Source organism: Nonomuraea sp. 3-1Str, assembly GCF_031570565.1.
Lineage (GTDB): Bacteria > Actinomycetota > Actinomycetes > Streptosporangiales > Streptosporangiaceae > Nonomuraea.
Window position 1 is genome coordinate 12,272 of sequence record NZ_JALHBK010000026.1, and the last position, 24,554, is coordinate 36,825.

Here is a 24,554-nt window from a genome sequence, read left to right on the forward strand (position 1 = left end):
GGAACGCGCTCGCCTGCGGCGGGAAGAGATCATCACGGCGGACGGCGAGATGTTCGCCCGCGGCCGTTTCCGCGGCACCTCACTCGCCGACGTCGCGGCCCGGGCCGGCATCACCGAGCTCGGTCTGCTGCACCACTCCGGCAGTAAGGCGGGCCTGCTGCTGGCGATGATCGAGCGGCGCGACCTGGACAGCGAGGCGTTCGCGATGGAACTGCGCGGCATGAAGCCCTCCGGGCGGCTTCGGGCCCTGCCGGAGCTCGCGCGCCGCAACAAACAGCGGGCCGGTGGCCAAGGCCACCGAAATCCTCGCGACCCTCTACGGCCTGCAGACCCAGTGGCTGCTCGGCCCCGACTCTGGACTACGACCGCTCATAGCTGAGCAGGTCGCCCGGCTGGCAGTCGAGCGCGTCGCACAGGCGCATGAGCGTGGAGAAGCGCATCGCCTTGGCGTGGCCGTTCCCGCGCCGGACGATCTCCGACACGCCCCAGCACCGCATTCCCGTCACAATCCCGGCCAGCACGTCACCCCCTTGCAGGTGGAACGGGTAGCTCTTGGCCAGCAGCAGCGAGGAAAGGATCGGCTCGGCCACCATGCCGAGCGCGCCCGTGGCGAGGGAGCCGATGATCAGGATCCAGCCGAGGCGGCGTGCGGGCCCCTGGGGACCGACCGTCATAACGAAAGTCGTTATGTCTACCTCGTCGCGCCCCGCCAGAGGCGCGCGAGCACCAGTGCCGTCCCCGCCGCCGCGGCCGTCACCAGCCAGATCATGAACGTCGGGTAGAGGTATGCCACCTGGATCCAGGAAATGTCCCTACCTCGGGCGAGCACCCGGAAGAGCGGGGCGATGGCCGTACACAGGATGAGCGGCAACAAGTACGGCAGCAGCCGCCATCGCTGCCAGCCCGTCCGGCGGGCGGCCCAGCGCCGGGAGCGGGCGATGCCGCGCACCGCCAGCGCGACGGTCGCCAGCGTCAGCAGCGTGAACACCAGGTCGGTGGCCACGAAGGGAGAGGAGGGCGCGTCCGGCCGCCGGCCCTCGATCAGGGCGACCAGGCCGTCCATGAGCGCGGCGCTGTCGCCGAAGGCCATGCCGGTGTTGGCCATGACCGCCACGCCGTAACCGGACTCGGGCATCAGCAGTTGCTGGGCGGTGGAGGTGAACAGGTCGCCGCCGTGGCGTACGACGGGAGTGCCGCCCGCGGTCCGGTCGAGCTCCCAGCCGAGGGCGTAGTCCGGGTTCTGGGCGGAGGGTGTGCGCATCTCCTTGACGCTCGCGGGAGACAGGATGTCGCTGCCGCTGTTCTGGGCGATCAGCCAGCGGGCCATGTCGTTGGCGCTGCTGAGCACACCGCCGGAGCCGTTGCCGAATCCGCGCGGCTCCGGCACGGCGATCGCCTGGCCGAGGAGGTAGAGGTGACCCCGGGCGCTGTCCGGCAGGTCCCGATCGGTGTCGATCGTGCTGCTGTGGCGCATGCCGAGCGGCGTGAACACGTGCGTCTTGAGGTAGCCCGCGAACGGCTCGCCGCTCACCACCTCGACCAGCCGGGCGGCGACCTGGTAGTTGGTGTTGTGGTAGCTGTAGGCGGTGCCCGGCGTCGAGGCGAGCCGTGCGTCTCTGAGCCGGCTCACCGAGCCCTGGAGCGAGTCGGGCTGGGGCAGGCTCTTTTCGTGGAAGGCCGAGTCGGCCATGCCCGACGTCTGGTTGAGCAGCTGGCGCACCGTGATGTCGGCCGCCCGGGGATCGGCCATCCGGAACTCGGGCAGGTAACCGCGGACCGGCTTGTCGAGCTCGACCCGGCCTTTCTCCACCAGTTGCAGGACGGCCAGTGAGGTGAAGGACTTGCTGACCGACGCGACCGCCATGGGGGTGTCGGCGGTCACGGGCTCGCCTGTCGCGGTCCGGCCGTAGCCCGCGGCGTGGAGGACCTGCCTCCCTTTGGTGACCGCCACCGCTACACCCGGCAAACCGGTCGCTTCACGATATTGGGCGATGAACCCGTCGATCGAGATGGGGGTCGGCGCGGCGGGAAGCGCGGGAAGTACGGCCAGGCTGAGGGCCGCGAGAGTGTTCAGGAGCACGCGTCAACGCTAGGGACCGCGCCCGCCACCGCACATCGCGGAAACCCTCAACAACCCTTGCGGAAAACCGCCATCAGATCCCTCTGACCTCGCCGGCCTGGCCCGGCTCGGCGAAGGCGAGCAGCCTGGCCGCCTCCTCCAGGATCTCCTGGGCTCGCCCCGACGACACCGGGGCGAACATCTCGACGCTCACCGGGCGCTTGTCCCGCTTCCACACCGGGGAGGGATGGAGCTCGCGGCCCAGCCACGACTCGGCCGTCGCGTACGCGGTCTGCCCGGCCTTGCCCCACACCGCCCTGGGTGCTACCCGCACCAGCGGCGCCAGGATGCGCATGACCTGCGCCAGGTCGGCCGCGGTCGTGCCGGGGAAGCGCCCGGCCAGCGGCCGCAGCTGACCAAATACAGCGGCGCTGACCAGGAGGACGGTGCCGCGCATGAGCACGATCGCGCACCCGCGGCAGGGCTGCCGCCCCGCGAGAGCGCGTCTCGCGGGGTGGCAACCCGTCATCGTGCGGCTAGTGGTTCCAGTTGCCGCCGCCCCAGCCGCCGCTTCCGCCGCCGCTACCGCCGTGGCCCCAGTGGCCCCAGTGGCCGTTCCCGTGGCCCCAGCCGCCGCTTCCGCCGCCACCGCCGCCCCGGCACCACTGGAGCTCCCAGGCGCCGTTGTGCCAGCAGAACCAGCACCTGCGGCCGTTCCAGGAGCGCCACCGGCACCTGTTGGCCGAGCTGGCGGTAGTGACGTGCTGCGACATGGGCGTCGCGCACTTGGGGGCGGCGCTGGCGGCCTGTGCGTTGGCCGCGCCGCCGACGACGAGCGTGGAACCCGCCAGAGCGGCGGTGATGATGAGACGCTTGAGCATCAGAGATCACTCCCTGAGATGAGGGCCGCCCGCCGGATGTGCGAGGCGGTCTGGCTGGAGCGTCGAATTCGGTTTCTCCCGGGATACGCCGGATGCGGCGCACTGAACTCAGGCTATGGGCGGTGATTGGCGGAGTCTCCCGGCAAGAGGCAAAGCCTTATTTCCGGATATATCACTGCATGGCAGGAAATATCTGATATGTCCAGCCGGCGGGGAGGCGGGCTCCGCGGCGCCCGCTGACAGCCAAAAGATTCCACGGCCCACGTCATTACACCGCCCCGCGGGTTTGAACAGCGGCCGGGTGAAAACTCGCCCAGGTGGCGGATGTGCGCCCCGGCCGGGCGGGCGGATCGCCGGTCTGGGCGTACGTCCGCCGTGGTCGTGGTGGTCGGCCGGGTGACGCGAACACGCTCGTGGCGCGTCCGGCAAAGCCGGCGGGACGCGGCGGGCAAAGGCGGCGGGACGCGTCCAGCGGGAAAGCGGGAGGCGTCCGTGGCCAGGGGAGGATCCGCGCGTTCCGGGCAGTCCGCCGCGGCCCTCCCGGATATCGCGCCGGCTCCTCGTGAATCGCCGTCCGTGGTGCTGGGACAAACTCGACATCGATCGCTTTGACTGAGATTTGAGATATTTCATGCTTTATGCAGCTATTTACGCGCATACAGCGGAGCCGCCACCGGTCACGTCGCGGTGGCGGCGCACAGGTGGGCGTCGTCGTGCGGATCGTCGAGCCGGTCCAGCCGGGCCCGGCCGCGCGGGCGCATCAGCGTCACCGCCGCCGCGGCCAGCAGAGCCCCCGCGCCGCACACCGTCCAGCGCGGCCCCAGCCAGTCGGCCGCGAGCCCCTGGAGCAGCCCGCCCACCGGCAGCGACGCCGTGTGACACGCGATCCGGCACGCCATCACCCGCCCCCGCATGCCGTCGGCCACGATGACCTGGATCGAGGTGTTCACCGAAGAGATGACCGCCAGGAACGAGCCCCCCACGACGATCAGCGCGACTACCCCCCAGGCGTACCCTGGCGCCGCGGCGAATCCGATCATGGAGAGCCCGTACAGCATCAGCCCCCAGCGGACCACCGGCCCGAGACGGAGCTTGTGGTGCCAGCCGGAGACCAGCGGCGCCGCCACGACCGCGCCCAGTCCGAGCGCGGCGTTGAGCAGTCCCAGCCCGACCGGCCCGGCCCGGAAGACGCTCTCCGCGAAGACCACCGTGAACTGGAAGATCGGATGCCCGAGCATCCCCACCAGCACGGACACCACCAGCGACATGACGATCCCCGGTTGGCGCCGGATGTAGCGCGGCGCCGCCAGGAACTGCCGGGTCATGCCCGCCGGCGCCGCCTGCTGGGGCCGGCCGGCGCGCGGGTGGATCGCCGCCAGGGCCGCGAGCACGAACAGGAACGACACGGCGTTCAGCAGGAACGTCCACGCGGGCCCCAGCACGGCCAGCAGCAGCCCGGCGATCGCCGGGCCGAGGGAGCGGGCGGTGTTGAACTGCAGGCTGTTCAGCGTCACCGCGGAGTGCAGGTCGCCGCGCGGCACCAGGTCGCTGACGAACGACTGCCACGTCGGCATGTTGAACCCGGCGAAGACCCCGCCGACGCCCACCAGCGCCAGCATGACCGCCGGGTCCCGCTGGCCGGACGTCCACACCGCCCACAGCAGCAGCGCCGAGACCGCCATGCCCGACTGCGTGGCCAGCAGGATCCGCTTGCGGGAGCGCCGGTCGGCCAGCGTCCCGCCCGCCGGCGCCAGGAACACGCTCGGCACGAACTGCGCCACGCTCACCAGCCCGACCCAGAAGGCGCTGCCGGTGATCTGGTACAGCACGTACGGCACGGCGAGGTTGCTCAGCCAGCTCCCGGTGCTGGAGACGAGGGCGCCGCACCAGAAGATCGTGAAGTCGCGGTGCCGGAAGGCCCGCAGGGAGTGGCGCCCCCCGCTCGGCGGGCCGGCGTGCCCGCCGGCCGGCGGGGGGGAGTGGGGGGCGCCGCCTGCCGGGGGCGGCTGGGACGGGGGATGGCGTTCCTGCTTCACTCGTGCATTCCTCCCCCGCCGGAGCGGCACGGCAGCGCCGGAGGCCCGCCGATTGCGGTTTCCGCGCCCGGCGAAACGGGATGCGCGGCGGGGTCCCCGGCGGGAGCGGGTCTGCGGGGGCGCACGTAGACGGACGGCTGGAGGGGGCGTCTAGGGTGGTTTCCATGGGAATGGTCGGAACGGTCGGGCTGGTGCTGCATCCGCGACGCGACTCGGAGGAGGCGATCGGCGACATCCTGCGCTGGGCCGACGAGCGCCGGGTCACGGTGCTCGGCCTCCCCGAGGAGGTGGGCCGGATCGACTGCAGCGCCGTGGCCGTCGACGCGGAGGCCCTCGTCGAGCGGGCCGACCTGCTGGTCAGCCTGGGCGGCGACGGCACCATGCTGCGCACGATGCGGCTCATCGCCGGCCGCCCCACCCCGGTCCTGGGGGTCAACCTGGGCCGGCTCGGCTTCCTGGCCGAGATCGACGTGCGCGAGCTGCCCGCCACCCTCTCGGCCATCGACGGCCACGCCTACGCCGTCGAGCCGCGCATGGCCATCCGCGCCAAGCTGGGGGAGGAGGAGGTCACCGCGTTCAACGACATCGCGCTGGCCCGCATCCCCGGTGAGGGCCTGGCGGTCGTGACCGTCACCCCGGCCGGCGACCCGTTCGTCCGCTACGCCGCCGACGCGGTGATCGTGGCCACCTCCACCGGGTCCACCGCCTACAGCTTCTCCGCCGGCGGGCCCATCGTGTCGCCGCGCGTCGAGGCGGTGCTGGTGGTGCCGGCGGCGGCCCACTCGGTGTTCAACCGCGCCCTGGTGCTGCCCGCCGACGAGGAGGTCACGCTGGAGGTCATGCCGACCAGCGGGCGGGTGGCCGTCGAGGTGGACGGCGCGGTGCACGCCCACCTGTGCCCGGGCGACCAGGTGTCGATCGTCGCGGTGCCCGGCGCGGCCAACGTCGTGCGCCTGGGCACCACGTTCTACGAGCGGGCGCGTCGCAAGCTGGGCGTCGAGGGCAGCAGCGCCGTCGGCTGAGCCGTCTCACCCGGGAACGCGCCGCGCCGCGAGGCCACCAGCGCGGACAGGGCCGTGGTGATCGGCACGGCCGAGATGAGCCCGAGGGTGCCCACCACGCTCCGGATGATCTCCTGGGCGATGACGGGCGTCCCCAGCACCTCTCCGAGTGGCTGCGCGCCCACGCTGAACAGCAGCAGCAGCGGCAGCGACGCCCCCGCGTACGCCAGGATGATCGTGTTGATGACCGAGGCGATGTGGGCGCGCCCGACCCGGCTGCCCGCCCGGTAGAGGCGGCGCCAGCCGTACGACGGGTTGGCTGCGGCCAGCTCGGTGACCGTGACCGCCTGCGTGACCGTCACGTCGTCCAGCACGCCGAGCGCGCCGATGATGACGCTGGCCAGCAGCAGCCCCTGCGTGTCGATCCTCGTGCTGAGGCCGAGCATGAACGAGCTGTCGTCGGTGACGCCGGTGAGCCGCGCGAACCCGATCGCCCCGTACGCGAGCAGGCCCGTCACCGTGAGGCTGGCCAGTGTTCCGAGGACGGCCATGGACGTCGTCAGCGTGAACCCGTGCGTCAGGAACAGCACGGTCAGCATGATCGCCGCCGCGCCCACGATGGCGACCAGCATGGGCGGCTCGCCCTCCAGGATGCCGGGGATCACGAACGCCAGCAGCAGCACGAACGTGATCGCCAGCCCCACCAGGGCCGTCACCCCGCGCCAGCGGCCGAACGCGATCACCGCGAGCGCGAACGCCACCGCCGACAGCCACAGCGCGTCCGTACGGTCGTGGTCGGAGAGCTGGTAGCCGGGCTCGTCCTCCGGCTCCTCACCGCCGCTGACGCGGATGAGCACGACGTCATCACCCGCGGCGAAAGGCTGCGTCCCCGGTCCCGTGGGCAGCGCCAGCTTCACCTCCCGGCCCAGGTCGGGGCCCTCGTCGACGCGTACGGTGGCGTGGCCGCAGGTCGCCGGGTCCGGCGGCGCGGCGCCCTCCGGCACCTGCGCGCACTTCCCGGGCAGGACGGCCGTCACCGTGCCGCCGAGCTGGTCGAAGCCCGCCCCCGCGGGCTCCGCGCTCCGCCCGGACGGCCACAGCCAGACCAGCATGACGAGCGTCGCCACCGCGAGCGGCACCAGCACGGCCAGCGTCGCCACCACTGCCCGCCGCGAAGCGGGGACGCTCCCGCCGTGGTGATGCCCGTGCCCGTGTCCGGCGCCCATCCGCACCCCTGTCCCGTGCCGCCACCTGTCGCTTTCCGCCACCGCGATCAGTGACAGTACTGCAACCACGGCCGGGTATTCGCCGCCGCGCGGGGTAGGCGCAGCTCATGACGACCTGGGTCGGCACCTCGGGGTGGCAGTACAAGGACTGGCGCGGCGGCCTGTATCCCGACGGGGTGCCGCAGCGACTGTGGCTGGAGACGTACGCCGAGACGTTCCGCACCGTCGAGAGCAACAACGCCTTCTACCGCCTGCCCTCGCCGGAGTCGTTCGCCGGCTGGCGGGAGCGCACCCCCGACGGGTTCGTGATGGCGGTCAAGGCCAGCAGGTTCCTCACCCACATCAAGCGGCTCGCCGACCCGGAGGAGCCGGTGCAGCGGCTCATGACCGCGGCCTCCCAGCTCAAGGAGAAGCTCGGCCCGGTCCTCCTCCAGCTCCCGCCGACGCTCAAGGCCGACCCCGAGCGTCTCGACCGCTGCCTGGCCTGCTTCCCCGGCGGGGTGCGCGTCGCCGTCGAGTGCCGGCACGAGTCCTGGTGGACCCCCGAGGTCCGCGACCTCCTCCAGGCGCGCGGCGCCGCGCTGTGCTGGGCCGACCGCCTCGGCCGGCCGGTGGCGCCGCTCTGGCGGACGGCCCCCTGGGGGTACGTGCGGCTGCACGAGGGGCGCGCCACGCCGCGGCCCTCGTACGGCGACACGTCGCTGCGCACCTGGGCTGGCCGCGTCCGGGACGCGGGCTGGCAGGACGCCTACGTCTACTTCAACAACGACCCGGGGGGCGCGGCGGTGCGGAACGCCACCCGGTTTGCGAGACTCCTTTAGGTGCACACACGCCTGTACCGCAACGGTGTCCTCGAAAAGGAAGGGTTTCCCGTCGAGGACGTCTCCGACTACGTCCGCGACCCGGACAACACGGTCTGGTTCGACCTGTGCTCCCCGACGCGGGAGGAGCTGGGCGTCCTGGAGGAGGAGCTGGGCCTGCACGAGCTGGCCGTCGAGGACGTCGTCTCCGGCCACCAGCGCCCCAAGGTGGACATGTACGACAAGCACCTGTTCATCACCGTCTACGGGGTCCACGTCGACGACGGGCGGATCGACCCCGTCGAGGTGGACATCTTCGTCACCGCGAACGCGCTCGTCACCATCCGCGAGAACGAGCGCTTCGACATCGGGGAGGTGATGAGGCGCTGGGACGCCACCAACGGCACCCTCGGCGGGAACGGCGTCGCCTTCCTCCTCCACGGGCTGCTCGACTACGTGGTCGACGGCCACCTCGACTACGTGGAGGACATCGACGGGCGGGTCGAGGACCTGGAGGAGCAGCTCTTCGACGAGAGCCGGCCGATCGACGGCCCCGCGCTCCAGCGCGCCATCTACGAGCTGCGCCGGAACCTGACCCGGTTCCGCAAGATCGCCATGCCCATGCGGGAGGTGCTGGGCACCCTGCTGCGCCGCAACCACGGCCTGGTCGCCGGCACCGCCATGGCCCCCTACTACGAGGACGTCTACGACCACGTGATCCGCGTCGACGAGTGGCTGGAGTCCACCCGCGACCAGGTCGCGAACCTGCGCGAGACCCGGCTGGCCCAGCAGGGCTTCCGCCTCAACGAGATCATGAAGCGGCTCACCGGCTGGGCCGCCATCATCGCCGTGCCCACCCTGATCACCGGCTTCTACGGCATGAACGTGCCCTACCCGGGCTACGGGGCCGAGTGGGGCTTCTGGCTGTCGGCCGTGCTGATCGCCGGGATCTCCGTGGGACTGTACGCCGCGTTCAAGAAACGGGACTGGTTGTGAGTGCCGATGCGCCGGCTGCAGGTAGTCGTCCGCCGAACGCGGCCAACCATGAGTGCGGCGGACACGGCCCACCCCGGTCCCGCAGGACGAGCCGTACCGTCAGCCGGAGCTCCCTGGCCCCCGAGGCGGGATAGAGCGGCAGGCAGCGCCCGCCGGCGACGAGCGTCCTGCGGCCGATCGGGGTGGCGATGACCGGCAGCTCCTCGTACGTCGCGGGGACGGCCAGGCGCAGCACCCAGTCACCGTCCGGGGTACGGCCCCGCGTCCCCTCCAGGGCGTAGTAGTCGAGGACCCCGCCACTGGCCGAGACCACGGCCCGCATGGTGAACCGGCCGCCGCGCGCCGTGAACACCTCCGCCGACGGAGCCCGGTAGACCGAGTGGACGTACGCGAGGGCGAAGACGCCCGAGGGCGGCAGCACGAGCCCGCCGACGGCCGGGCGCCCGGCTCCGGCGGCGGAGGCGAGCGCGAGCACGCACGCCAGCGCGCCCGCCAGGGCGAGGCGGCGGCGGGTCAGCCCTCCCCGAGGGCGGGTCAGGCCTTCTCCTTGTAGTAGCGGGCCGCCCCGGGGTGCAGCTGCACGGGTGCCACCCGCTGCCCCAGCTTCGGGTCCAGCTTGTTCGCCTCCGGGTGGACGGCCGCGAGCTGCGCCTTGCGCTCGAACAGGACTCTGGTGATGTCGTAGGCGAGCTGCTCGCTCATGGAGTCGGGCACCAGCAGCACGTTGGCGACGCCGACCGTCTTGATGGCGCCCGTCAGCTTGTAGACGGACAGGTCGATGTCGAGGCCGACGTACTCCTCGCCGTACTTGGCGCGCATGCCGGCCAGGGCGTCGGAGGTGTCGAGCATCCTCATGTCCGGCCGGCTGCTGGCCAGGTCCACGACGCCTGCCGTGGGCAGGCCGCCGACCCAGAAGAACGCGTCGATGGTGCCGTCCTTGACCGCCTGCACCGACTCGTTGATCGAGAGCTGCTGCTTGCTGACGTCGGTGTCGGGCGCGAGGCCGGCCGCCTCCAGCATGCGGCGGGCCACGACCTGGGTGCCGGAGTTCGGCGGGCCGAGGGAGACGCGCTTGCCCTTGAGGTCGGCCACCTTGTCCGCCTTGACGCCCGGGGCGACCACGACGTGGGCGTAGTTGTCGTAGATGCGGGCGATGGCCTTGACCGGCTGCTTCGCGGTGAACGTGCCCGTGCCGTTGACCGCGTCCGCGGCCGTGTCGGACTGGGAGAAGCCGATGTCGGCCTTGCCGGTGGCCAGCAGCTTGATGTTCTCGACCGAGGCCGAGGTGACCGAGGCCGTCGCCTGGGTGTCGGCGATGCCGTCGCTGAGCTGCTTGGCCAGGCCGCCGCCGTACACGTAGTAGACGCCGGTCGTGCCGCCGGTGGCGATCGACAGCCGGTTGCCCCGCCCGCCGCCCGCCCCGCCGCCGCAGCCGGCCGCGCCGGCGGCCAGGACGGCCGCGGCGAGCACCGCGATGATCCGCTTCACGTTCGGTGTCTCCTTCGCCTGATGAGGTGGACGGCCGCCGCGACCGCCAGCACGGCGAGGCCCGCGGCGATGGGGACGGGTTCGAGGAAGAGCAGCAACACGGCGGCGGCCGCCGCGAGCAGCCGTTCCGGCACGCCGGGCAGCCCGCCGGTCGCCATGGCCAGCGCCGCCACGGCCACGGCCGAGACGGCCGCCATCAGCAGCACCGTCCCGATCGGGCCCTGCCCGAGCAGCGCCTGGCCGTTGGGCGTGAGCACGAACGCGAACGGGACCAGGAACGCCGGCAGCGTGTAGCGCCAGGTCATCATCATCGTCTTGTACGTGTTGCCGCCCGTGATGGCCGCCGCCGCGACGGCCGACAGCGCGGTCGGCGGGCTCACCTCGGACAGGACCGCGTAGTAGAAGACGAACATGTACGCCTCGGCGGGCGTGACGCCGAGCTGCGTGAGTGCCGGCTTGATGATCACCGCGGCGATGATGAAGCTCGCGGTGACCGGCACGGCCAGCCCCAGCAGCATGACCGCCACGGCCGCGAGGACGGTCGTCAGCACGAGGCTGCCCGCGGCGACGTCCACGATGATCGAGCTGAGGTTCAGGCCCAGGCCGGTCTGGGTGATGACGCCGACGATGATGCCCGCCGCCGCGCACACCGCCGTCACCGGCAGCACCTCCAGCGTGCCCTTGGCCAGCGCCTCGCCGACCCGGCGCGGCCCCATGCGGTGCGCAGGGTCCAGGAACGACAGCGCGAACGCGATCGCGGTGGCGATGACGACGGACTGGAAGGCCGACCGGTCCAGCGCCATCAGCACGATGATGAGGACGAGCGAGCTGAAGTGGTAACCGAAGCGCAGCAGCAGCCGGCCCGCGCTGGGCGCGTCCACCTCGACGGCGCGGGTGCCGAAGCGCCGCGAGTCGACCTCGATGGCGAGGAAGATGCCCAGGTAGTAGAGCAGTGTCGGGATCGTCGCGTAGAGCAGCACCTCCAGGTAGCTGACCTGGAGCAGCTCGGCGATGATGAACGCCGCCGCCCCGAGCGTCGGCGGGGACAGGATGGCGCCGATGCCGCCCGCCGCCAGGATGCCGCCGGCGGGCTCCCTGGGGTAGCCGGCGCGTCTGAGCACCGGCCAGGCGACGCTGCCCAGGCTCACCGTGGTCGCCACACCGGAGCCGGACACCGTGCCGAGCAGGAACCCGGCCATGGTGACCGTCCGGCCGGGGGCGGAGCGGGAGCGGCGGAACGCGGCGAAGCTGAGGTCGATGAAGAATCCGGTGGCGCCGGAGAAGTCGAGGACCGCGCCGTAGATGGTGAAAAGGATGATGTAGCTGGCGGCCACCTGGAGGGGAACGCCGAAGAATCCCTCGGTGCCGGTGTAGAGCTGGGACACGATTCGGGAGATGTCGAATCCGCGGTGCCCGATCGGCCAACTGATAGGCAAATAGGCCCCGAAATAGGCATAAATCAAGAAAAATGCGCAAATGATGGTGAGGGACCAGCCGACCGTGCGCCGTACGGCCTCCAGCAGCAGCACGGTCAGCACCACGCCCGCCAGGAGGTCGAGCGTCGTCAGGGCCGAGCCGGAGCCGCGGTCGCGGAAGGCGTCGATCCCGAGCAGCGGGTAGACGAGCACGGCGAGGGACGCCGCGGCGAGCGCCCAGTCGGCCACGGTCGGCCGATCGCCACGCCGCACGCCCTCCTCCTCGGGCACCCGGACCCGCCGGGCCGGCCACGGCCGTCCCGACCGGTAGCAGAGGAACACCAGCGGCAGCGCCACCGCCAGGAACGTCATCCGCTGCTCCAGCGCCTCCACCGGCCGGAACACCACGACCAGCGAGTAGACCGATAGCGCCGCGCCCACGACGCGCACACCCGTCCAGAGGGGGCCGGTGAGCACCCGGGCCGGGCGTTCCTGCTCCTGGGCCGCCGCCGGCTCCGGCGCGCGATCGCTCACCTCGGTCACAGGGCCCTCCCCGACACGGCGTCTCGGGGAATGTACGTTCCCTTTACCGGTCCAGGGAAGGGCCCGTTACCCTTCCTTGACAACAAAGATCACGCATCGGTCGAAAACGCCGTTCGGGACGGCGGTTCAATGACCGAAAACGTCAATGCCGGCCGACCGGAAAAGCATCGCGCGTGAGTGCGACGAAGTCGCGCCGCAGGAGCGTCGGCGTGGCACTCAGCCTTTGCCTGCCGCGTTCACGATCCGGGTGGTCGAGCGGTCGGGGATGGCCTCCAGCTCCCAGCACTCGGCGCCCAGCAGCGCCGCGGCGGCGCGCCGGCCGCCCGCGTGAGGGTCGCCCGCGGTGTGCGCGAGCGCGCCGGGCCGCATCGGGGCGAGCAGGTCGATGTAGTCCTCGGGGCCGTGCGCCTCGGGCGGGCCCGTCACGATGAACACGCCGGCCACGAACCGCAGCGCGGCCATCACCTCGGCCCGCTCGGCGGCCGGGTTGAGCGGCCGGCTCGGCCCCTTCCAGGCGCGCACCCGCGGGTCGTCCTCCACGCCCACGACCAGGGGAAGCCCACGCTCGGCGACCTCCCCCAGGTAGCGCACGTGACCCACGTGCAGGATGTCGAACACCCCGGTGACGACCGCCGCCCCTGGCTGGGCGTACGGCTGCACCCAGACGGCCTCCAGGCTGCTCACGTGGGCACTCCTCTTCGTCGATGCGTCGATCGCAGACTACTCGGTCATCCGGACGGGCCGCGCTGGCGACCAACGGAAAGGGCATTTCTACCTTTTGGCGATATCTCAGTGCTTGGGGTGGCGCGTCTTATGACGTCGCCGGAATGGGGGAGGCCGCAGTGACGCCACCGCACGCACGCAACGCCCACCAGGGAGTCCACCCGGAGCAGGAAACGGGCACGAAGCGACCGCCCGGCACGCGGGACCTGCTCGTCCACTTCCCCGGGGTGCCGTCACAGGTGTCCAGGGCGAGGCGGCTCGTCGCGGCGGTCCTGGGCCGCGACCACCCGCTCTACGACGACTGCGCGCTCCTCACCAGCGAGCTGGCCACGAACGCGATCCTGCACTCCCGGTCCGGGGCGGGCGGCTGGTTCACGGTGGGGGTGCGCGCCTCCGGGCCGGCGGTGCGGGTCTGGGTGGCGGACGCCGGCTCCGAGGAGCCGCCCTGCGCCTGCCGTACGACGGGGGACGCGGACGACCCGGAGAGCGCGCACGCAACGAACGGGCGTGGCCTGCCGCTGCTGGAGGAGCTCAGCCATCGCTGGGGCCTCAGCCGCGCCAACGGGGCCACGACGGTGTGGTTCGAGCTCACCCCCGCCTGACACCGCAGGGCTAGAGGTCCAGGCGGCACAGGCCCTCGGCCAGGGCCTTGGTGGTCAGGCGCGTGCGGCTGTCGCAGCCCAGCTTGGTGAAGATGTGCTCCAGGTGCGTGGTGACCGTCCGCACGCTGAGCACCAGCGCGGCGGCGATCTGCGGGTTGGAGTCGCCGGCCGCGACACGGGTGAGCACGTCCACCTCCCGCCCCGTCAGCTCGTACGGCAGGGCGCACGGCCGTTCGGCGACCACCGCGCCCTGGATGGACCCCTGAAACCCGACCCCGGCGCGCAGCAGCCGCAGCTCGTGCCAGCGGCCGTCGCGCCCGAGCCACAGCCCGTGCCGGTTCAGCTCCCTCGCGTCGATGAACGCCCGGGCCAGCGCCGCCAGGCCGGGCTCCCCGGTCAGCGCCGGCGACGCGGTGAACCCCGGCACGTCGCGGCGCGTGCCCAGCCGGTCGAACGTCACCGCGCTGAACCCGGGCGGCAGCCCCACCGGGTCGATCACGCACCGCGTCAGGTCGGTGACGTGCGCCAGCATCGGCGCGACGGCCGTGACCAGCGGCTCGGCCAGCTCCGGGAACGCGCCGCGCGACGCCAGGTGCAGCAGGCCGGTGTACCGTCCCCCGGACAGGAACAGGGGCGTGGTCAGCCCGGCCGTCCAGCCGTACGGGGCGAGGTGGCGGCGGAAGTAGCGCTCGGTGCCCGGCTCGGGCATGCTCACCGGGGCGCGCGTGGCCATGGCCCGGCGGTAGGCGTCGAGCCCGGTGTACTCCTCGGCCGCGTCGCCGTCGATGCGGTGGTGGCCGTCGGAGACGACGCTGTGATGCCTCCCGGTGGCGGGGTCGAACGCGACGAACTCGTACGCGTCGAGCGGCACCACGCGGCGCAGCGCGGCCATCGCGGCGTGCGCGCCGCCGCCTCCCGCGACCTCGTAGCCGACCTCGGCGAACGCCTGCAACTGGCGGACGTTCAGGGTGATCTCGGCCACGGTTCTTTATATCCCACGAGGCCCTGACCTTTCGCCCAGCCACGCTGAACCCGGATGCCTCTCCCACACCGCCGGCACCGGCGGGCCACGGCCCACATGATCGCGTAATCTTGGCTGGCATGACGGCCGACCGGATGGCGCGCAGGGTGACGGACCTGCTGGCGCCGCAGGTGCTGGTGATCGCCATGCCTCCCGTCGTGGGGCTGATCGCCCAGGGCTGGACCGGCGCCCTGTGGGGCCTGCTGGCCTCCGTCCTGTGCGGTGGCGTGCCGGCCCTGGTGATCGCGCTCGGCGTCCGGTCCGGGCGGCTGGACTCGCACCACATCGTCGACCGGGCCCGCCGCACCGGGCCACTGCTGTCGGCGGTGGCGGCCGTGCTCGTCGCGCTCGTGCTGCTCATCGCGCTGGGCGCGCCGACCCTGCTCGTGGCCACCGTGGCCGGCATGCTCGTCGCCCTGACCGTGACCGTGCCCGTCACGCTGCGCTGGAAGATCTCCTTCCACGCCGCCGTGTCGGCGGGCACGGTCGTGGTACTGGCCCACGTCCTTCCGGCCGTCCCCACCGCGCTGGCGGGGGCGGCCGTCGTGGCGCTGGTGTGCTGGGCCCGCGTACGGCTGGCGCACCACACGACGGCCCAGGTGGTGGTGGGAGCCCTGGTGGGCGTCGCCGCCACCTGGGCCACGCTGGCGGCCTTCGGCGTCGGCTGAGCGTCACCGGTGCGCCCCGCGGGCCTTGCCGAGCCCTCTCAGGCGGCGCGGCGCCGGTCCTCGCCGACCACGTCCCTCAGCACGTCCGGCCGGTTGGTGATGATCCCGTCCACCCCGTGGCCGAGCATCCGGCGCATGACCGCCGGGTCGTCCACGGTCCAGACGAGCACGCGCATGCCGCGCGCGTGGACGAGCCGCACGTACTCGGGCGTGACGTCCTGGTACGGCGGGTTGACCTCGTCGGCGAACCCCGCCACCTCGGCGAGCCGCCCCGTGGACGGCTTGCCGAGCAGCCCGATCGGCACGTCCGGCATGAGCGCGTGGAACCTGCGCATCGAGTCCCAGTCGAACGACTGCACCACCAGCCGCCCCGGCTCCAGCCACGCCGGGGCGCGGCGCAGCTCGGCGGCCACGCGGGACTCGATGCCGGGGTACAGGTGCGGCGCCTTGATCTCCAGCAGCAGCCCGAGCCCGCTGCCGCTCATCGCGCGCAGCGTCTCGGCGAGCGTGGGAACCGGCTCGTCGGCGTAGTCGCCGTCGAACCAGGAGCCGGCGTCCAGTTTGCGGATCTCGGCAAGGGAGAGGCCGGACACCGGCCAGGGGGCGCGCCCGGGGAAGACCTTCTCGGCGTCGGTGGTGCGGGCGAGCGTGTCGTCGTGCATGAGGACGAGCCGGTGGTCGCGGGTCTCCTGGACGTCGAGCTCGAACAGGTCGGCGCCCTGCTCGGCGGCCAGCTCGAAGGCGGCGATGGTGTTCTCGGGCGCGTACGCGGAGGCACCGCGGTGCGCGACGACGGACGGCGCGGGGGCGGGTCCCGCCGCCGAGGCGGCGGGCGGAGGGATGACGGCGGCCAGGACGGTCAGCGTGGTCACGATGACGAGACCGGGTCGTCGGCTCATGAGTCTCCTCGGGTCCGGGGGAGCGGTTCCGCCTCTGAACCTGACAATCCTGCATGACCGGCTGTTGAGTTCTGGGTGTCTCCGAGATGTCGAGTGGAGGATGTGGCGCTCAGGTCTCCAGAGCGTGTCCGGCGAGGCACCCCGATCCGTCATGACATGGTGCGAAAAATGGTTTCGCTGGCCAGTTTCCGTAACCAACAGTGCACTGAGGGCGATGTCGGAAGGAGGGGCTGGGCGAGGGGGTGCGGTGTCGGAGCGCGTGAGGCGCCATACCGAGGCGCGCATGGCCAGGATGATCGCCTACACCCGGGCGGGCACGACGCCGTTCGTCTACATTCCGCTGCTCGGCTGGCACCATCTCCAGCACCCGGCCCTGTCCGTCGTCTCGGCCGCGGCGGCCACGGCCGAGGCCGCCTGGTTCTTCCGCCGCGCCTGGCGCTCCGGCGACCTGCGCGACCCGCTGCTCGTCTGGGGCGACGTCGCGTTCTGCGTGGTGCTCATGCTCGCCGGCACGCGGGCCGCGTTCCCGGCGGACCGCAACGTGATCACGACGGAGTTCCTGCCGTTCAGCCTGGTGGCGCCGGCGGCGATGGGCTTCGGGCTGGGGTTCGCCGCGCGGGCCGTGCCGGGGCTCATGGCGCTGTGCGTGTCGTGGGTGGCCGCGCTCTACCCGCACTACGCGCTGAAGCTGGTCTCGGACCTGCTCGGGTTCGTGCTCTGGTACGGCATCGCGGTGCTGATCGGCCGGGAGCTGCGCACGCTGGCCGGGGCCGCGCAGAGCGCCCAGGAGGCCACCCGGCGGGCCGAGCGCCTGCTCGCCGAGCAGGAACGCCTTCACATGATCACCCGGCATCGCGAGCTGACCCACCGGGAGATCCACGACCACCTGCTGCCCATCGTGGACCACGTCGCCGCCGGCCAGCACGTCGATCCCGGGCTGGCGCGGCAGGCGCGGCTCGGGGCGAACCGGGCGCGCCGCTTCATCATGGACCCGCGGGCCGCCGACGAGCTGCCGTTCGAGCAGCTCATGGAGGAGGTCTGCGACACGTACATCGCGCGGGGGCTCGCGCTGACGTCGGTGATCCTCGTGGACGGCGACCCGCCTGAGGAGGTGGGGGAGGCCGTCGCCGCGGCGGCCCGCGAGGCGCTCACGAACGTGCTCAAGCACGCCGGCGAGGACGCCCGCGTGAACCTGTTCGTGGAGTCGGGACCCGACCGGCTGGAGGTGGTGATCCGCGACCGGGGGCGCGGGTTCGCGACGGGGCAGGCGCGGCCGGGCGGCGGGTTCCTGCGCACGTTCGCCGCCGTCGCGGGGCACGGGGGCGTCTGCGACGTCACCTCGGAGCCCGGCGCGGGCACCCGCGTCGCGATCCGCTGGCCGGAAGCCGCCCATGCCGGATAGCGCCCCGGGCGGACCTCCCGGCGCGTCCCCGGGCGCGGCCTCCGCCAAGCTGATCATCGTGGACGACCATCCGTCCGTCACGGAGTCCATCACGCTGCGGCTGCTGGACGCGGGCTTCGCGGTCCTGCCCGCGGTGACGGACGTGGAGGACATCGACTGGGCGCTCACCCCGGACGTCGCGATCTGCGACCTGCGGCTCCTGCCCGGTCTGTCGTGGGGCGGCGCGATCCGGCACCTGGCCGGCCACGGCTGCCGGGTGCTCGCCATGTCCGGGGTGGCCACGCCGGAGCAGGTGCTCGACGCGATCGAGCAGGGGGCGCGGGGGTTCGTGGAGAAGACGTCCATGCCCGCGGAGTTCGTCTCGGCGGTCGCCGCCGTCGTCGAGGGCCGCCACCACGTCTCGGCCCGGCTGGCCGGCTACATCCTGGAGGACGTCCGCCGCCGCCCGCTCTCCGACGGCGAGCTGGGCGCTGTGGAGCTGGGCGTCGTGCGGGCGTTCGCGCAGGGCGACAGCGCAGTGGAGGCCGCGCTGCGGGCCGGGGTGCCCGAGGCCGAGCTGCACGCGCTGGTCGCCAGGGTCTTCGAGGTCGTACGACGCCGTCGCAGGGACCGCCGCTACCGGCTGACCGGGCGCGAGCGGGAGGTGGTCCGGCTGGTCGGCCACCTCGGCATGACCCGCCACGAGGCGGCCCGCGAGCTGGGCGTCGGCGAGGACCGGCTGTCGGACCTGCTTGCGGGCGTGCGGGACAAGTACGTGGCCTGCCATCCCGGCGAGAGCCGCAACCTGGCGCCGCTGAGCGCCGCCATCCGCTGGGCCAACGAGCTGGGAATCCTTCCCTAGCACGGCAGGGCGCGGCCGGCAATACCCGGCTTTCCGGGGCTACCGGACCGTTCCAAGGGCCGGTACCCATGAGAGTGACGACGGCTGGACCGGAGGGGAACATGGGCACGGAGCATGCGAGGCGCGGGCCGGGCGGGCGGCGGATCCTGGCCGGGGTGGCGCTGATCGCGGGACTGGGCGTGCCGGCGGTCGCGCCGGCCCCGGCGAACGCGCGGGCGTTACCGGCGACGGCGTACGCGGAGGCGTCCTCGGCGGCGGCATCGTCAGCGGCCGCATCGGCGGTGGCGTCAGCGGCGGCGGCGAGGGCGGTGGTGGTGCTGCGGGCCGGGCAGATCCTGCGGTTCCAGCAGGTCAAGGGGGCGCCGAGCAGCCGCGCCCAGGCCCGGGTCGCCAACGCCGTCCTGACGTTCTTCGAGAACGGCACCTTCGCCTTCACCACCACGGACGTCCGCACCGACCTGTACCCGCTGCGGGGCCGCTACCGGATCGACGGCAACCGGGTGAGCTTCGCCGCGAACGGGTCCTCGCGCATCGGTGGCAGCAGCGCCTTCACCGAGCTGATCGGGAGCATCGACTTCTCGTCCCGTCCCGGGGTGATGACCCTCGACTGGGCCAGCGGGACCGGGTACGGCGCGGTCGTGAACGGCACGAAATTCGGGACGGGCGCCTCCTCGCAGATCCACGCCCAGGTCACCGTGGTGCAGGGCTGACCCCGCGGCACCCGCCGGAGGGACGGGCGCGGACGGCCGGAGGGGACCGCCCGCGCCCCCGTTCCTCCTTCTCACGTTCAGTGATCTCGCGATTCCGGCGCGCTGTGCGCGTGGCGCGGCGCCGGGCGGTCTACCATCCGGTGAGGTGAGCACGGACCCCCACGCGCGCACGGCGCTGGACCACCTGTACGAGACCTTCGCCCGGCACCCGCTGCCGGAGCACACCGTCGTCTGCGACCACTGCGTCTCCCCGGACGTGGTGCGGGCCGCGCGCACGGGGCCGCTGCGCTCCCTCGGCGCGGAGGTCCTCGAACCGTACGCCTGGAACCACGGGACGTGGGGTGACGAGGCCGACTTCAAGCACTATCTGCCGCGCCTGCTGGAGCTGCTGATCACCGAGGAGATGGACGGCTGGTTCGTCGCGCCGGACCTGGCCGCCCGGACGGCGCGGGCCTGGACCGGCTGGCCGGACGACGAGAGGGAGGCCGTCGTGGCGGCCGTCGGCGCGTGGTGGCAGGTGACCCTGAGCGCCTACCCGCGCGAGCTCGGCGCCCCGGAGCTGATCGCGCTCATCGGCGACGGTTACCGGCTGGACCCGCTGCCGTACCTGGCCGTTTGGGAGGAGACGGCCGGTGAGGAGGCGGCGGCCCGGCACCTGGCGGGCCTCATGCGCGACTGGCCGGTCCGGGCGGCGGCCGAGCGCGCGTGGTACGCGGAGGTGGACCGGTGGATCGCCGGGCCCGCCCCGGTCCGCCTGCTCGGCGAGGGCCTGGCCGCCACGCGCTCGCCGGCGGTGGAGCGGGAGCTGCGCAAGGCCCTGGAGCTGCGGGAGAGGCGCAACCCGGTCGGGCTGCACGAGCCCGGCTGATCCTGGCCGGGCTGATTCTGGCCGGGCTTATTTCTGTCGGTGGCGGATGGCACGCTGGGCCGGCATGAGCGATGACACGAGCGGCCGCATGAGCGGGCCCAGGGCCGTGGACGTGAGCCTGCGGGCCGTGACGGAGGCCGACCTGGAGGTCTTCTTCGAGCAGGAGCGGGACCCGGAGGCGACCCGGCGCTCCAGGTTTCCGGCGCGGGAGCGCGAGAGGTTCATGACCCACTGGCGGACGCGGGTCCTCGGCGACCCCACCGTCCTCGTCCGGGCGGTCGTCGTGGACGGTGAGGTGGCGGGCAACGTCGTCGCCTGGTGGGAGGGCGAGCGGCGGTTCATCGGCTACTGGTTCGGGCGCGCGTTCTGGGGGAGAGGCGTCGGCACGCGGGCGCTCGCGCTGTTCCTGGGCGAGGAGAAGGCCCGTCCCCTGTACGCCGACCCCTTCAGCGGCAACACCGGGTCGGTGCGGCTGCTGGAGAAGAGCGGGTTCCGGCGCGAGGGCACGGTCCTGCACGGCGAGGCCGAGCACATCATGTTCGTGCTGGACGAGCTCTAGGCCCAGCGGGGGTCGCGGCCCAGGTAGCGCAGCAGTGCCGCCACGTCGTCGTCGCCCTCGGCCGCCGGCAGCACCGCCGCGTACGCCCCCCAGGCGCGCAGCGGCTCGACGATCCGCCGGGCTACCTCCAGCAGCTCCCGCGCCATGCCGGCGGTCAGCGGCGACGGCTGCCCGGTCGCGACGGCGATGTCCCACGCGTGCACGGCGGCGTCCAGCGCGCAGGCGCCCGCCCCGAGCGACGGCTCCATCGCGTTCGGCGGGACCGGCACGGGCACCTGCTCGGCGTCGCGGTCCACGCCGGCCCAGGCCGCGGCCGAGCGTCCCAGGGCCGACTCCGTGTACGCCTCCGGGTCCTCGGCCAGGGTGCCCGAGGGCGCGAATGGGTCCTCGGCGGGGCCCGGCTCGCCGGTGAGGAACGCCGCGAAGCCCACCTGGTCGCCGGCGGCGTGCTGGAGCACCTGGGTCACGTCCCACTTCGCGCACGGGGTGGGCAGGTGCCACGCGTCCGCGGGGACCCCGCGCACGACGCGGCGCAGCGCCTCGTGGGAGAGGTCCAGCACGTCCCAGCCGGTGTTCACGATCTCGCTCATGTTCCGCAGCCCTTCCGTTTCGCTGATGTCGTCATCATATCAGAACGGAATGCTTTGTTCCACTGTTGTGGCGAGCCGTTCCAGGGACCTGTCGCGGCACGGCGGGACTCAGGTGAGCAGGCGGGTGAGGACGCGCGTGCCGAACTCCAGCCCCTCGACCGGCACCCGCTCGTCCTTGCCGTGGAACATGCCGAAGTAGTCCAGGTCCGGCCGCAGCATCAGCGGCGCGAACCCGTGGCCCTCGATGCCGAGCCGGGCGAACGACTTGGCGTCCGTGCCGCCGCTCATCACGTACGGCACCGGCCGCGCCATCGGGTCCTCGGCCACCAGCGCCCCCGCCAGCTCGTCGAAGAACGGCGACGGGTACGACGCGGCCGGGGCGTCCTCCAGGTTCACGAACTCCCGGGTGATCTTCGGCCCGAGCAGCTCGTCGATCGTGGCCAGGAACTCCTCCTGCAGACCCGGCAGGTAGCGCCCGTCCACGTGCGCCTGGGCCGTGGACGGCACCACGTTGACCTTGTAGCCCGCCTCCAGCATGGTCGGGTTGGCGGAGTTGCGGATCTGCCCCTTGAACAGGGTGCCGAGAGCGCCGAGCCGCGCCGCCTCCTCATCCAGCCGGTCCAGGTCCACGGGCTGCCCGGTGATCTCCGACAGCTCCTGGATGAGCGCCGCCACCGACGGCGTCAGCCGTACCGGCCACTGGTGGGAGGCGACGCGGGACAGGGCGTGGACGAGCGTGGCGACGGGGTTGTCCACGGCGGGCCGCGAGCCGTGGCCCGCCACGCCGTGCGCGGTCAGCCTCATCCAGGCCGTGCCGCGCTCGCCCACCGCCACCGGGTAGACCCGGTGCTCGCCCGAGGCGACGCTGAACCCGCCCGACTCGCTGATCGCCTGCGTGACCCCGTCGAACAGGTCACGGTGCTCGGTGACCGCGTGCCGCGAGCCGTAGTCGCCGGTCGCCTCCTCGTCGGCGAGGAACGCCAGCACGACGTCGCGCCTCGGCCGCTGCCCGCGCGCCCGCATGCCGAGCACGGTCGCGAGCGTCATCGCGCACGAGCCCTTCATGTCGACCGCGCCCCGGCCGTACACGCAGTCGTCGACGATCTCGCCGGAGAACGGGTGCATGCGCCACTCCGCCGGGTCGGCCGGGACCACGTCCAGGTGGCCGTGCACGAGCAGCGCGTCGGGCGAGGCGCCTTCCAGGCGGGCGACGACGGTCGTGCGGCGCGGCGCCGACTCGAACACCTCCGGCTCCAGGCCCGCGTCGGCCAGCAACGTGGCCACGTACTCGGCCGCCGGCCGCTCGCCCGAGCCCGGATTGGTGGTGTCGAACCTGATCAGGTCCGAGCAGATCTCGGCAACGCTCTTCACGCTCTTCCTTCCAGTTTCAGCGGCGGCACCTCGGGCGTCTCGAACCCGAAGATCAGCCCGTAGAACGCCAGCTCGGCCTCCAGCGCGGAGACGATGGTCTCCTCGCGGCGCCAGCCGTGCTGCTCGCCGGGGTAGGTCAGCAGCGCCCACCGCCTGCCGTGCCGGTCCAGCTCGGCCGTGAACCGCTCGGCCTGGCTCACGTCCACGATCGCGTCCTCCAGCCCGTGCAGCATGAGGCACGGGCCGGACGCGTGCGCGGCGCGCAGCAGCGGCGAGCGGTCGGTGTAGCGCTGCCGGGTCTCGGGCAGCGGCCCGATGAGCCCGTCCAGGTAGCGCGACTCGAAGTCGTGCGTCTCGGCGGCCCAGCTCTCCGGGTCGGTGATCGCGTAGTGGGCGACGCCGCCCGCGAACACGTCACTGTGCACCAGCGCCGCGACCGTGGTCCAGCCGCCCGCGCTGCCGCCCCGGATCGCGATCCGCGCGGCGTCGGCCCTGCCCATCTCGACCAGGCCGCGCGCCACCTTGGCGCAGTCCTCGACGTCGACCACGCCCCACTGGTGGCGCAGCCGCTCCCGGTAGGCCCGGCCGTAGCCGGTGGAGCCGCCGTAGTTGACCTCGGCCACGCCGATGCCCCGGCTGGTGAAGTAGGCGATCTCCAGGTCGAGCACCATCGGCCGGCTCCCGGTCGGCCCGCCGTGCACGAAGATGACGTACGGGGCGGGCCCGGGCGCCCCCGCGGGCGGGTAGACGTGCGCGTGGACGCCCTCGATCGTCAACGCCTCCGGGCCGGGCAGCAGCGCCCGCTCGGGCAGCGGCTTGGGCGCCGACACCACCTCGCGCGCGCCGCTCGCCAGGTCCACGAGCGTCACCTCCCTCGGCGTGTACGGCGTGGCCGACACGCCCACGGCCTTGCCGCCGGCCGCCGACACCGTCGAGGCCCAGTACGTCGCCTCGCCGCCCACGTCCCGCAGCTCCCCGGTCGCGGGGTCCAGCACCGACAGGAACAGGCGGTCCGCCGTGCCGTGGACCACCACCAGCCCGGACTCGGCGACCGCGAACCAGGACGCGCCCGGCTTCCACGGCGCGTCGCCGAACTCCTCCTCGCGCGGCGTGAGGTTGCGCGCCGGCCCGCCCTCGCGGCCCACCAGGTGGAGGTTCCACCAGCCGGTCGCGTCGGTGACGGCGTACAGGGAGTCCTCGTCGCGCCACTCCGCCTGCACGACCGACTCGGCCGGGCCGCCCGCGACCACCGCGCGCGGCCCGGCGGTCCCGTCGGGGCCGAGCGGCGCCACGCACAGCTCCGTGCCGTCCCACGGCATGTTCGGGTGGTCCCAGCCGATCCAGGACACGTGGCCGCCGCCGGGCGACAGGCGCGGGCACATGAGGAAGTGCTGCGCCCGCACGATCACCCGCACCGGCCCGCCGGCCAGCGGCACGGCGACGAGGTCGCGCGTCGTGCCGGTCTCGCGCACCGCCCACACCTCGTCGCGTCCCGGCGCCAGGTAGAGGTCGGCGTAGCGGGCCGGGCCCTCCGGGGTCAGCGCCACCGGCTCGCCGTCGCCGTCGAGCCGGTACAGGCGCTGGTCCGCCCAGTTCGTGAAAACCAGCCCGCCGCCCGGCAGCGGCCGCCAGGACCGGCCGCCGTACTCGATGACGCGGTTGCGGGCGTTCCAGCCGGCCGGGAGCGCGTCCACGCGCGACCCGTCCGGCAGGCGCCGCACCACGCACCGCCGGCCGCCCTCGTGCGGGCGCGGCTCGTCCCACCACACCTCCACCCCGGCGGGCGTGGCGACGGCCTCCACCCACAGGGGGCCGCCGTCGGTACGGGCCACGTCGATCGGTCGAATGCTCATGG

26 protein-coding genes are annotated in these 24,554 nt (G+C 73.0%); 11 read left to right on the forward strand and 15 right to left on the reverse strand.

All coding sequences use genetic code 11. The features are described 5' to 3' along the window. Positions 1–49 precede the first annotated feature (49 nt). Positions 50–379 (forward strand): TetR/AcrR family transcriptional regulator, encoded by a 330-nt coding sequence (locus tag MTP10_RS42075; protein WP_397334542.1) that lies wholly within the window; start codon positions 50–52, stop codon positions 377–379. Here MTP10_RS42075 and MTP10_RS31750 read toward each other — a convergent pair. The 5 genes from MTP10_RS31750 to MTP10_RS31770 form a co-directional block, all read right to left on the reverse strand. After that, positions 360–674, reverse strand: coding sequence for a helix-turn-helix domain-containing protein (locus tag MTP10_RS31750; protein WP_310713962.1), 315 nt, complete (start codon positions 672–674; stop codon positions 360–362). The genes MTP10_RS42075 and MTP10_RS31750 overlap by 20 nt on opposite strands. A gap of 17 nt (positions 675–691) precedes the next feature. Further along, positions 692–2,080, reverse strand: a complete 1,389-nt coding sequence (locus MTP10_RS31755) for a serine hydrolase domain-containing protein (protein ID WP_310713964.1) — start codon at positions 2,078–2,080, stop codon at positions 692–694. A 73-nt stretch (positions 2,081–2,153) separates the two neighbouring features. Continuing rightward, positions 2,154–2,516: a hypothetical protein gene (locus MTP10_RS31760; RefSeq protein WP_310713966.1), complete on the reverse strand. Its 363-nt coding sequence runs from the start codon at positions 2,514–2,516 to the stop codon at positions 2,154–2,156. A 79-nt stretch (positions 2,517–2,595) separates the two neighbouring features. Further along, a complete protein-coding gene (locus tag MTP10_RS31765) occupies positions 2,596–2,940 on the reverse strand; it encodes a hypothetical protein (RefSeq protein WP_310713967.1) in 345 nt (114 codons plus the stop codon). 677 nt (positions 2,941–3,617) lie between these two features. Beyond that, complete coding sequence (locus MTP10_RS31770; protein WP_310713969.1) at positions 3,618–4,976, reverse strand: MFS transporter; 1,359 nt, start codon at positions 4,974–4,976, stop codon at positions 3,618–3,620. 164 nt (positions 4,977–5,140) lie between these two features. On the opposite strand from MTP10_RS31770, the gene MTP10_RS31775 reads away from it, so the two are divergent. Further along, positions 5,141–5,998 carry an NAD(+)/NADH kinase gene (locus tag MTP10_RS31775; RefSeq protein WP_310713971.1) on the forward strand — a complete coding sequence of 286 codons (858 nt, stop codon included), beginning with the start codon at positions 5,141–5,143 and terminating at the stop codon, positions 5,996–5,998. On the opposite strand, the gene MTP10_RS31780 is transcribed toward MTP10_RS31775, so the two are convergent. Further along, positions 5,944–7,203 carry a YibE/F family protein gene (locus MTP10_RS31780; RefSeq protein WP_310713972.1) on the reverse strand — a complete coding sequence of 420 codons (1,260 nt, stop codon included), beginning with the start codon at positions 7,201–7,203 and terminating at the stop codon, positions 5,944–5,946. The two genes, MTP10_RS31775 and MTP10_RS31780, sit on opposite strands and share 55 nt — an antisense overlap. 107 nt (positions 7,204–7,310) lie before the next feature. On the opposite strand from MTP10_RS31780, the gene MTP10_RS31785 reads away from it, so the two are divergent. Continuing rightward, positions 7,311–8,024, forward strand: a complete 714-nt coding sequence (locus tag MTP10_RS31785) for a DUF72 domain-containing protein (RefSeq protein WP_310713974.1) — start codon at positions 7,311–7,313, stop codon at positions 8,022–8,024. Beyond that, positions 8,025–8,999, forward strand: coding sequence for a magnesium transporter CorA family protein (locus MTP10_RS31790; protein ID WP_310713975.1), 975 nt, complete (start codon positions 8,025–8,027; stop codon positions 8,997–8,999). On the opposite strand, the gene MTP10_RS31795 is transcribed toward MTP10_RS31790, so the two are convergent. The 4 genes from MTP10_RS31795 to MTP10_RS31810 all read right to left on the reverse strand — a co-directional run bounded on the left by MTP10_RS31795 (position 8,977) and on the right by MTP10_RS31810 (position 13,129). After that, positions 8,977–9,474 carry a DUF1850 domain-containing protein gene (locus tag MTP10_RS31795; protein WP_310713976.1) on the reverse strand — a complete coding sequence of 166 codons (498 nt, stop codon included), beginning with the start codon at positions 9,472–9,474 and terminating at the stop codon, positions 8,977–8,979. The genes MTP10_RS31790 and MTP10_RS31795 overlap by 23 nt on opposite strands. Positions 9,475–9,533: 59 nt before the next feature. Next, a complete protein-coding gene (locus MTP10_RS31800; RefSeq protein ID WP_310713978.1) occupies positions 9,534–10,487 on the reverse strand; it encodes a TAXI family TRAP transporter solute-binding subunit in 954 nt (317 codons plus the stop codon). Next, positions 10,484–12,445 carry a TRAP transporter fused permease subunit gene (locus tag MTP10_RS31805; protein ID WP_310713980.1) on the reverse strand — a complete coding sequence of 654 codons (1,962 nt, stop codon included), beginning with the start codon at positions 12,443–12,445 and terminating at the stop codon, positions 10,484–10,486. Before MTP10_RS31805 ends, MTP10_RS31800 begins: the two co-directional genes overlap by 4 nt. Positions 12,446–12,661: 216 nt before the next feature. After that, on the reverse strand, positions 12,662–13,129 hold the full coding sequence (locus MTP10_RS31810; RefSeq protein WP_310713983.1) for an adenylyltransferase/cytidyltransferase family protein: 468 nt from the start codon (positions 13,127–13,129) through the stop codon (positions 12,662–12,664). Positions 13,130–13,287: 158 nt separating this feature from the next. Here MTP10_RS31810 and MTP10_RS31815 point away from each other — a divergent pair, with 158 nt between their 5' ends. Further along, positions 13,288–13,770 (forward strand): ATP-binding protein, encoded by a 483-nt coding sequence (locus MTP10_RS31815; RefSeq protein WP_310713985.1) that lies wholly within the window; start codon positions 13,288–13,290, stop codon positions 13,768–13,770. Between the two features lie 10 nt (positions 13,771–13,780). Here MTP10_RS31815 and MTP10_RS31820 read toward each other — a convergent pair whose 3' ends face one another. Further along, positions 13,781–14,752, reverse strand: coding sequence for a LuxR C-terminal-related transcriptional regulator (locus tag MTP10_RS31820; protein WP_310713987.1), 972 nt, complete (start codon positions 14,750–14,752; stop codon positions 13,781–13,783). A gap of 119 nt (positions 14,753–14,871) precedes the next feature. On the opposite strand from MTP10_RS31820, the gene MTP10_RS31825 reads away from it, so the two are divergent. After that, complete coding sequence (locus MTP10_RS31825; RefSeq protein WP_310713989.1) at positions 14,872–15,459, forward strand: hypothetical protein; 588 nt, start codon at positions 14,872–14,874, stop codon at positions 15,457–15,459. Between the two features lie 38 nt (positions 15,460–15,497). Here the strand turns inward: MTP10_RS31825 and MTP10_RS31830 are convergent, their stop codons facing one another. After that, the gene (locus tag MTP10_RS31830; RefSeq protein WP_310713992.1) at positions 15,498–16,358 is read right to left on the reverse strand and encodes a glycerophosphodiester phosphodiesterase family protein; all 861 of its coding nucleotides are present in this window, start codon (positions 16,356–16,358) and stop codon (positions 15,498–15,500) included. A 283-nt stretch (positions 16,359–16,641) separates the two neighbouring features. On the opposite strand from MTP10_RS31830, the gene MTP10_RS31835 reads away from it, so the two are divergent. The 5 genes from MTP10_RS31835 to MTP10_RS31855 all read left to right on the forward strand — a co-directional run bounded on the left by MTP10_RS31835 (position 16,642) and on the right by MTP10_RS31855 (position 20,738). Further along, positions 16,642–17,760, forward strand: a complete 1,119-nt coding sequence (locus MTP10_RS31835; RefSeq protein WP_310713994.1) for an ATP-binding protein — start codon at positions 16,642–16,644, stop codon at positions 17,758–17,760. After that, positions 17,750–18,601 (forward strand): response regulator, encoded by an 852-nt coding sequence (locus tag MTP10_RS31840; RefSeq protein WP_310713995.1) that lies wholly within the window; start codon positions 17,750–17,752, stop codon positions 18,599–18,601. The genes MTP10_RS31835 and MTP10_RS31840 overlap by 11 nt, the downstream gene beginning before the upstream one ends. 101 nt (positions 18,602–18,702) lie before the next feature. Further along, the gene (locus tag MTP10_RS31845) at positions 18,703–19,311 is read left to right on the forward strand and encodes a hypothetical protein (protein WP_310713998.1); all 609 of its coding nucleotides are present in this window, start codon (positions 18,703–18,705) and stop codon (positions 19,309–19,311) included. Between the two features lie 145 nt (positions 19,312–19,456). Next, positions 19,457–20,179: a hypothetical protein gene (locus MTP10_RS31850; protein ID WP_310714000.1), complete on the forward strand. Its 723-nt coding sequence runs from the start codon at positions 19,457–19,459 to the stop codon at positions 20,177–20,179. Between the two features lie 64 nt (positions 20,180–20,243). Then, on the forward strand, positions 20,244–20,738 hold the full coding sequence (locus MTP10_RS31855; protein ID WP_310714003.1) for a GNAT family N-acetyltransferase: 495 nt from the start codon (positions 20,244–20,246) through the stop codon (positions 20,736–20,738). Here the strand turns inward: MTP10_RS31855 and MTP10_RS31860 are convergent. The 3 genes from MTP10_RS31860 to MTP10_RS31870 form a co-directional block, all read right to left on the reverse strand. Further along, positions 20,735–21,328: a TIGR03086 family metal-binding protein gene (locus MTP10_RS31860; RefSeq protein ID WP_310714005.1), complete on the reverse strand. Its 594-nt coding sequence runs from the start codon at positions 21,326–21,328 to the stop codon at positions 20,735–20,737. The genes MTP10_RS31855 and MTP10_RS31860 overlap by 4 nt on opposite strands. Before the next feature lie 108 nt (positions 21,329–21,436). Continuing rightward, positions 21,437–22,699 (reverse strand): M20/M25/M40 family metallo-hydrolase, encoded by a 1,263-nt coding sequence (locus MTP10_RS31865; RefSeq protein ID WP_310714007.1) that lies wholly within the window; start codon positions 22,697–22,699, stop codon positions 21,437–21,439. After that, positions 22,696–24,552, reverse strand: coding sequence for a prolyl oligopeptidase family serine peptidase (locus MTP10_RS31870; protein ID WP_310714010.1), 1,857 nt, complete (start codon positions 24,550–24,552; stop codon positions 22,696–22,698). Before MTP10_RS31870 ends, MTP10_RS31865 begins: the two co-directional genes overlap by 4 nt. Positions 24,553–24,554: the final 2 nt, after the last annotated feature.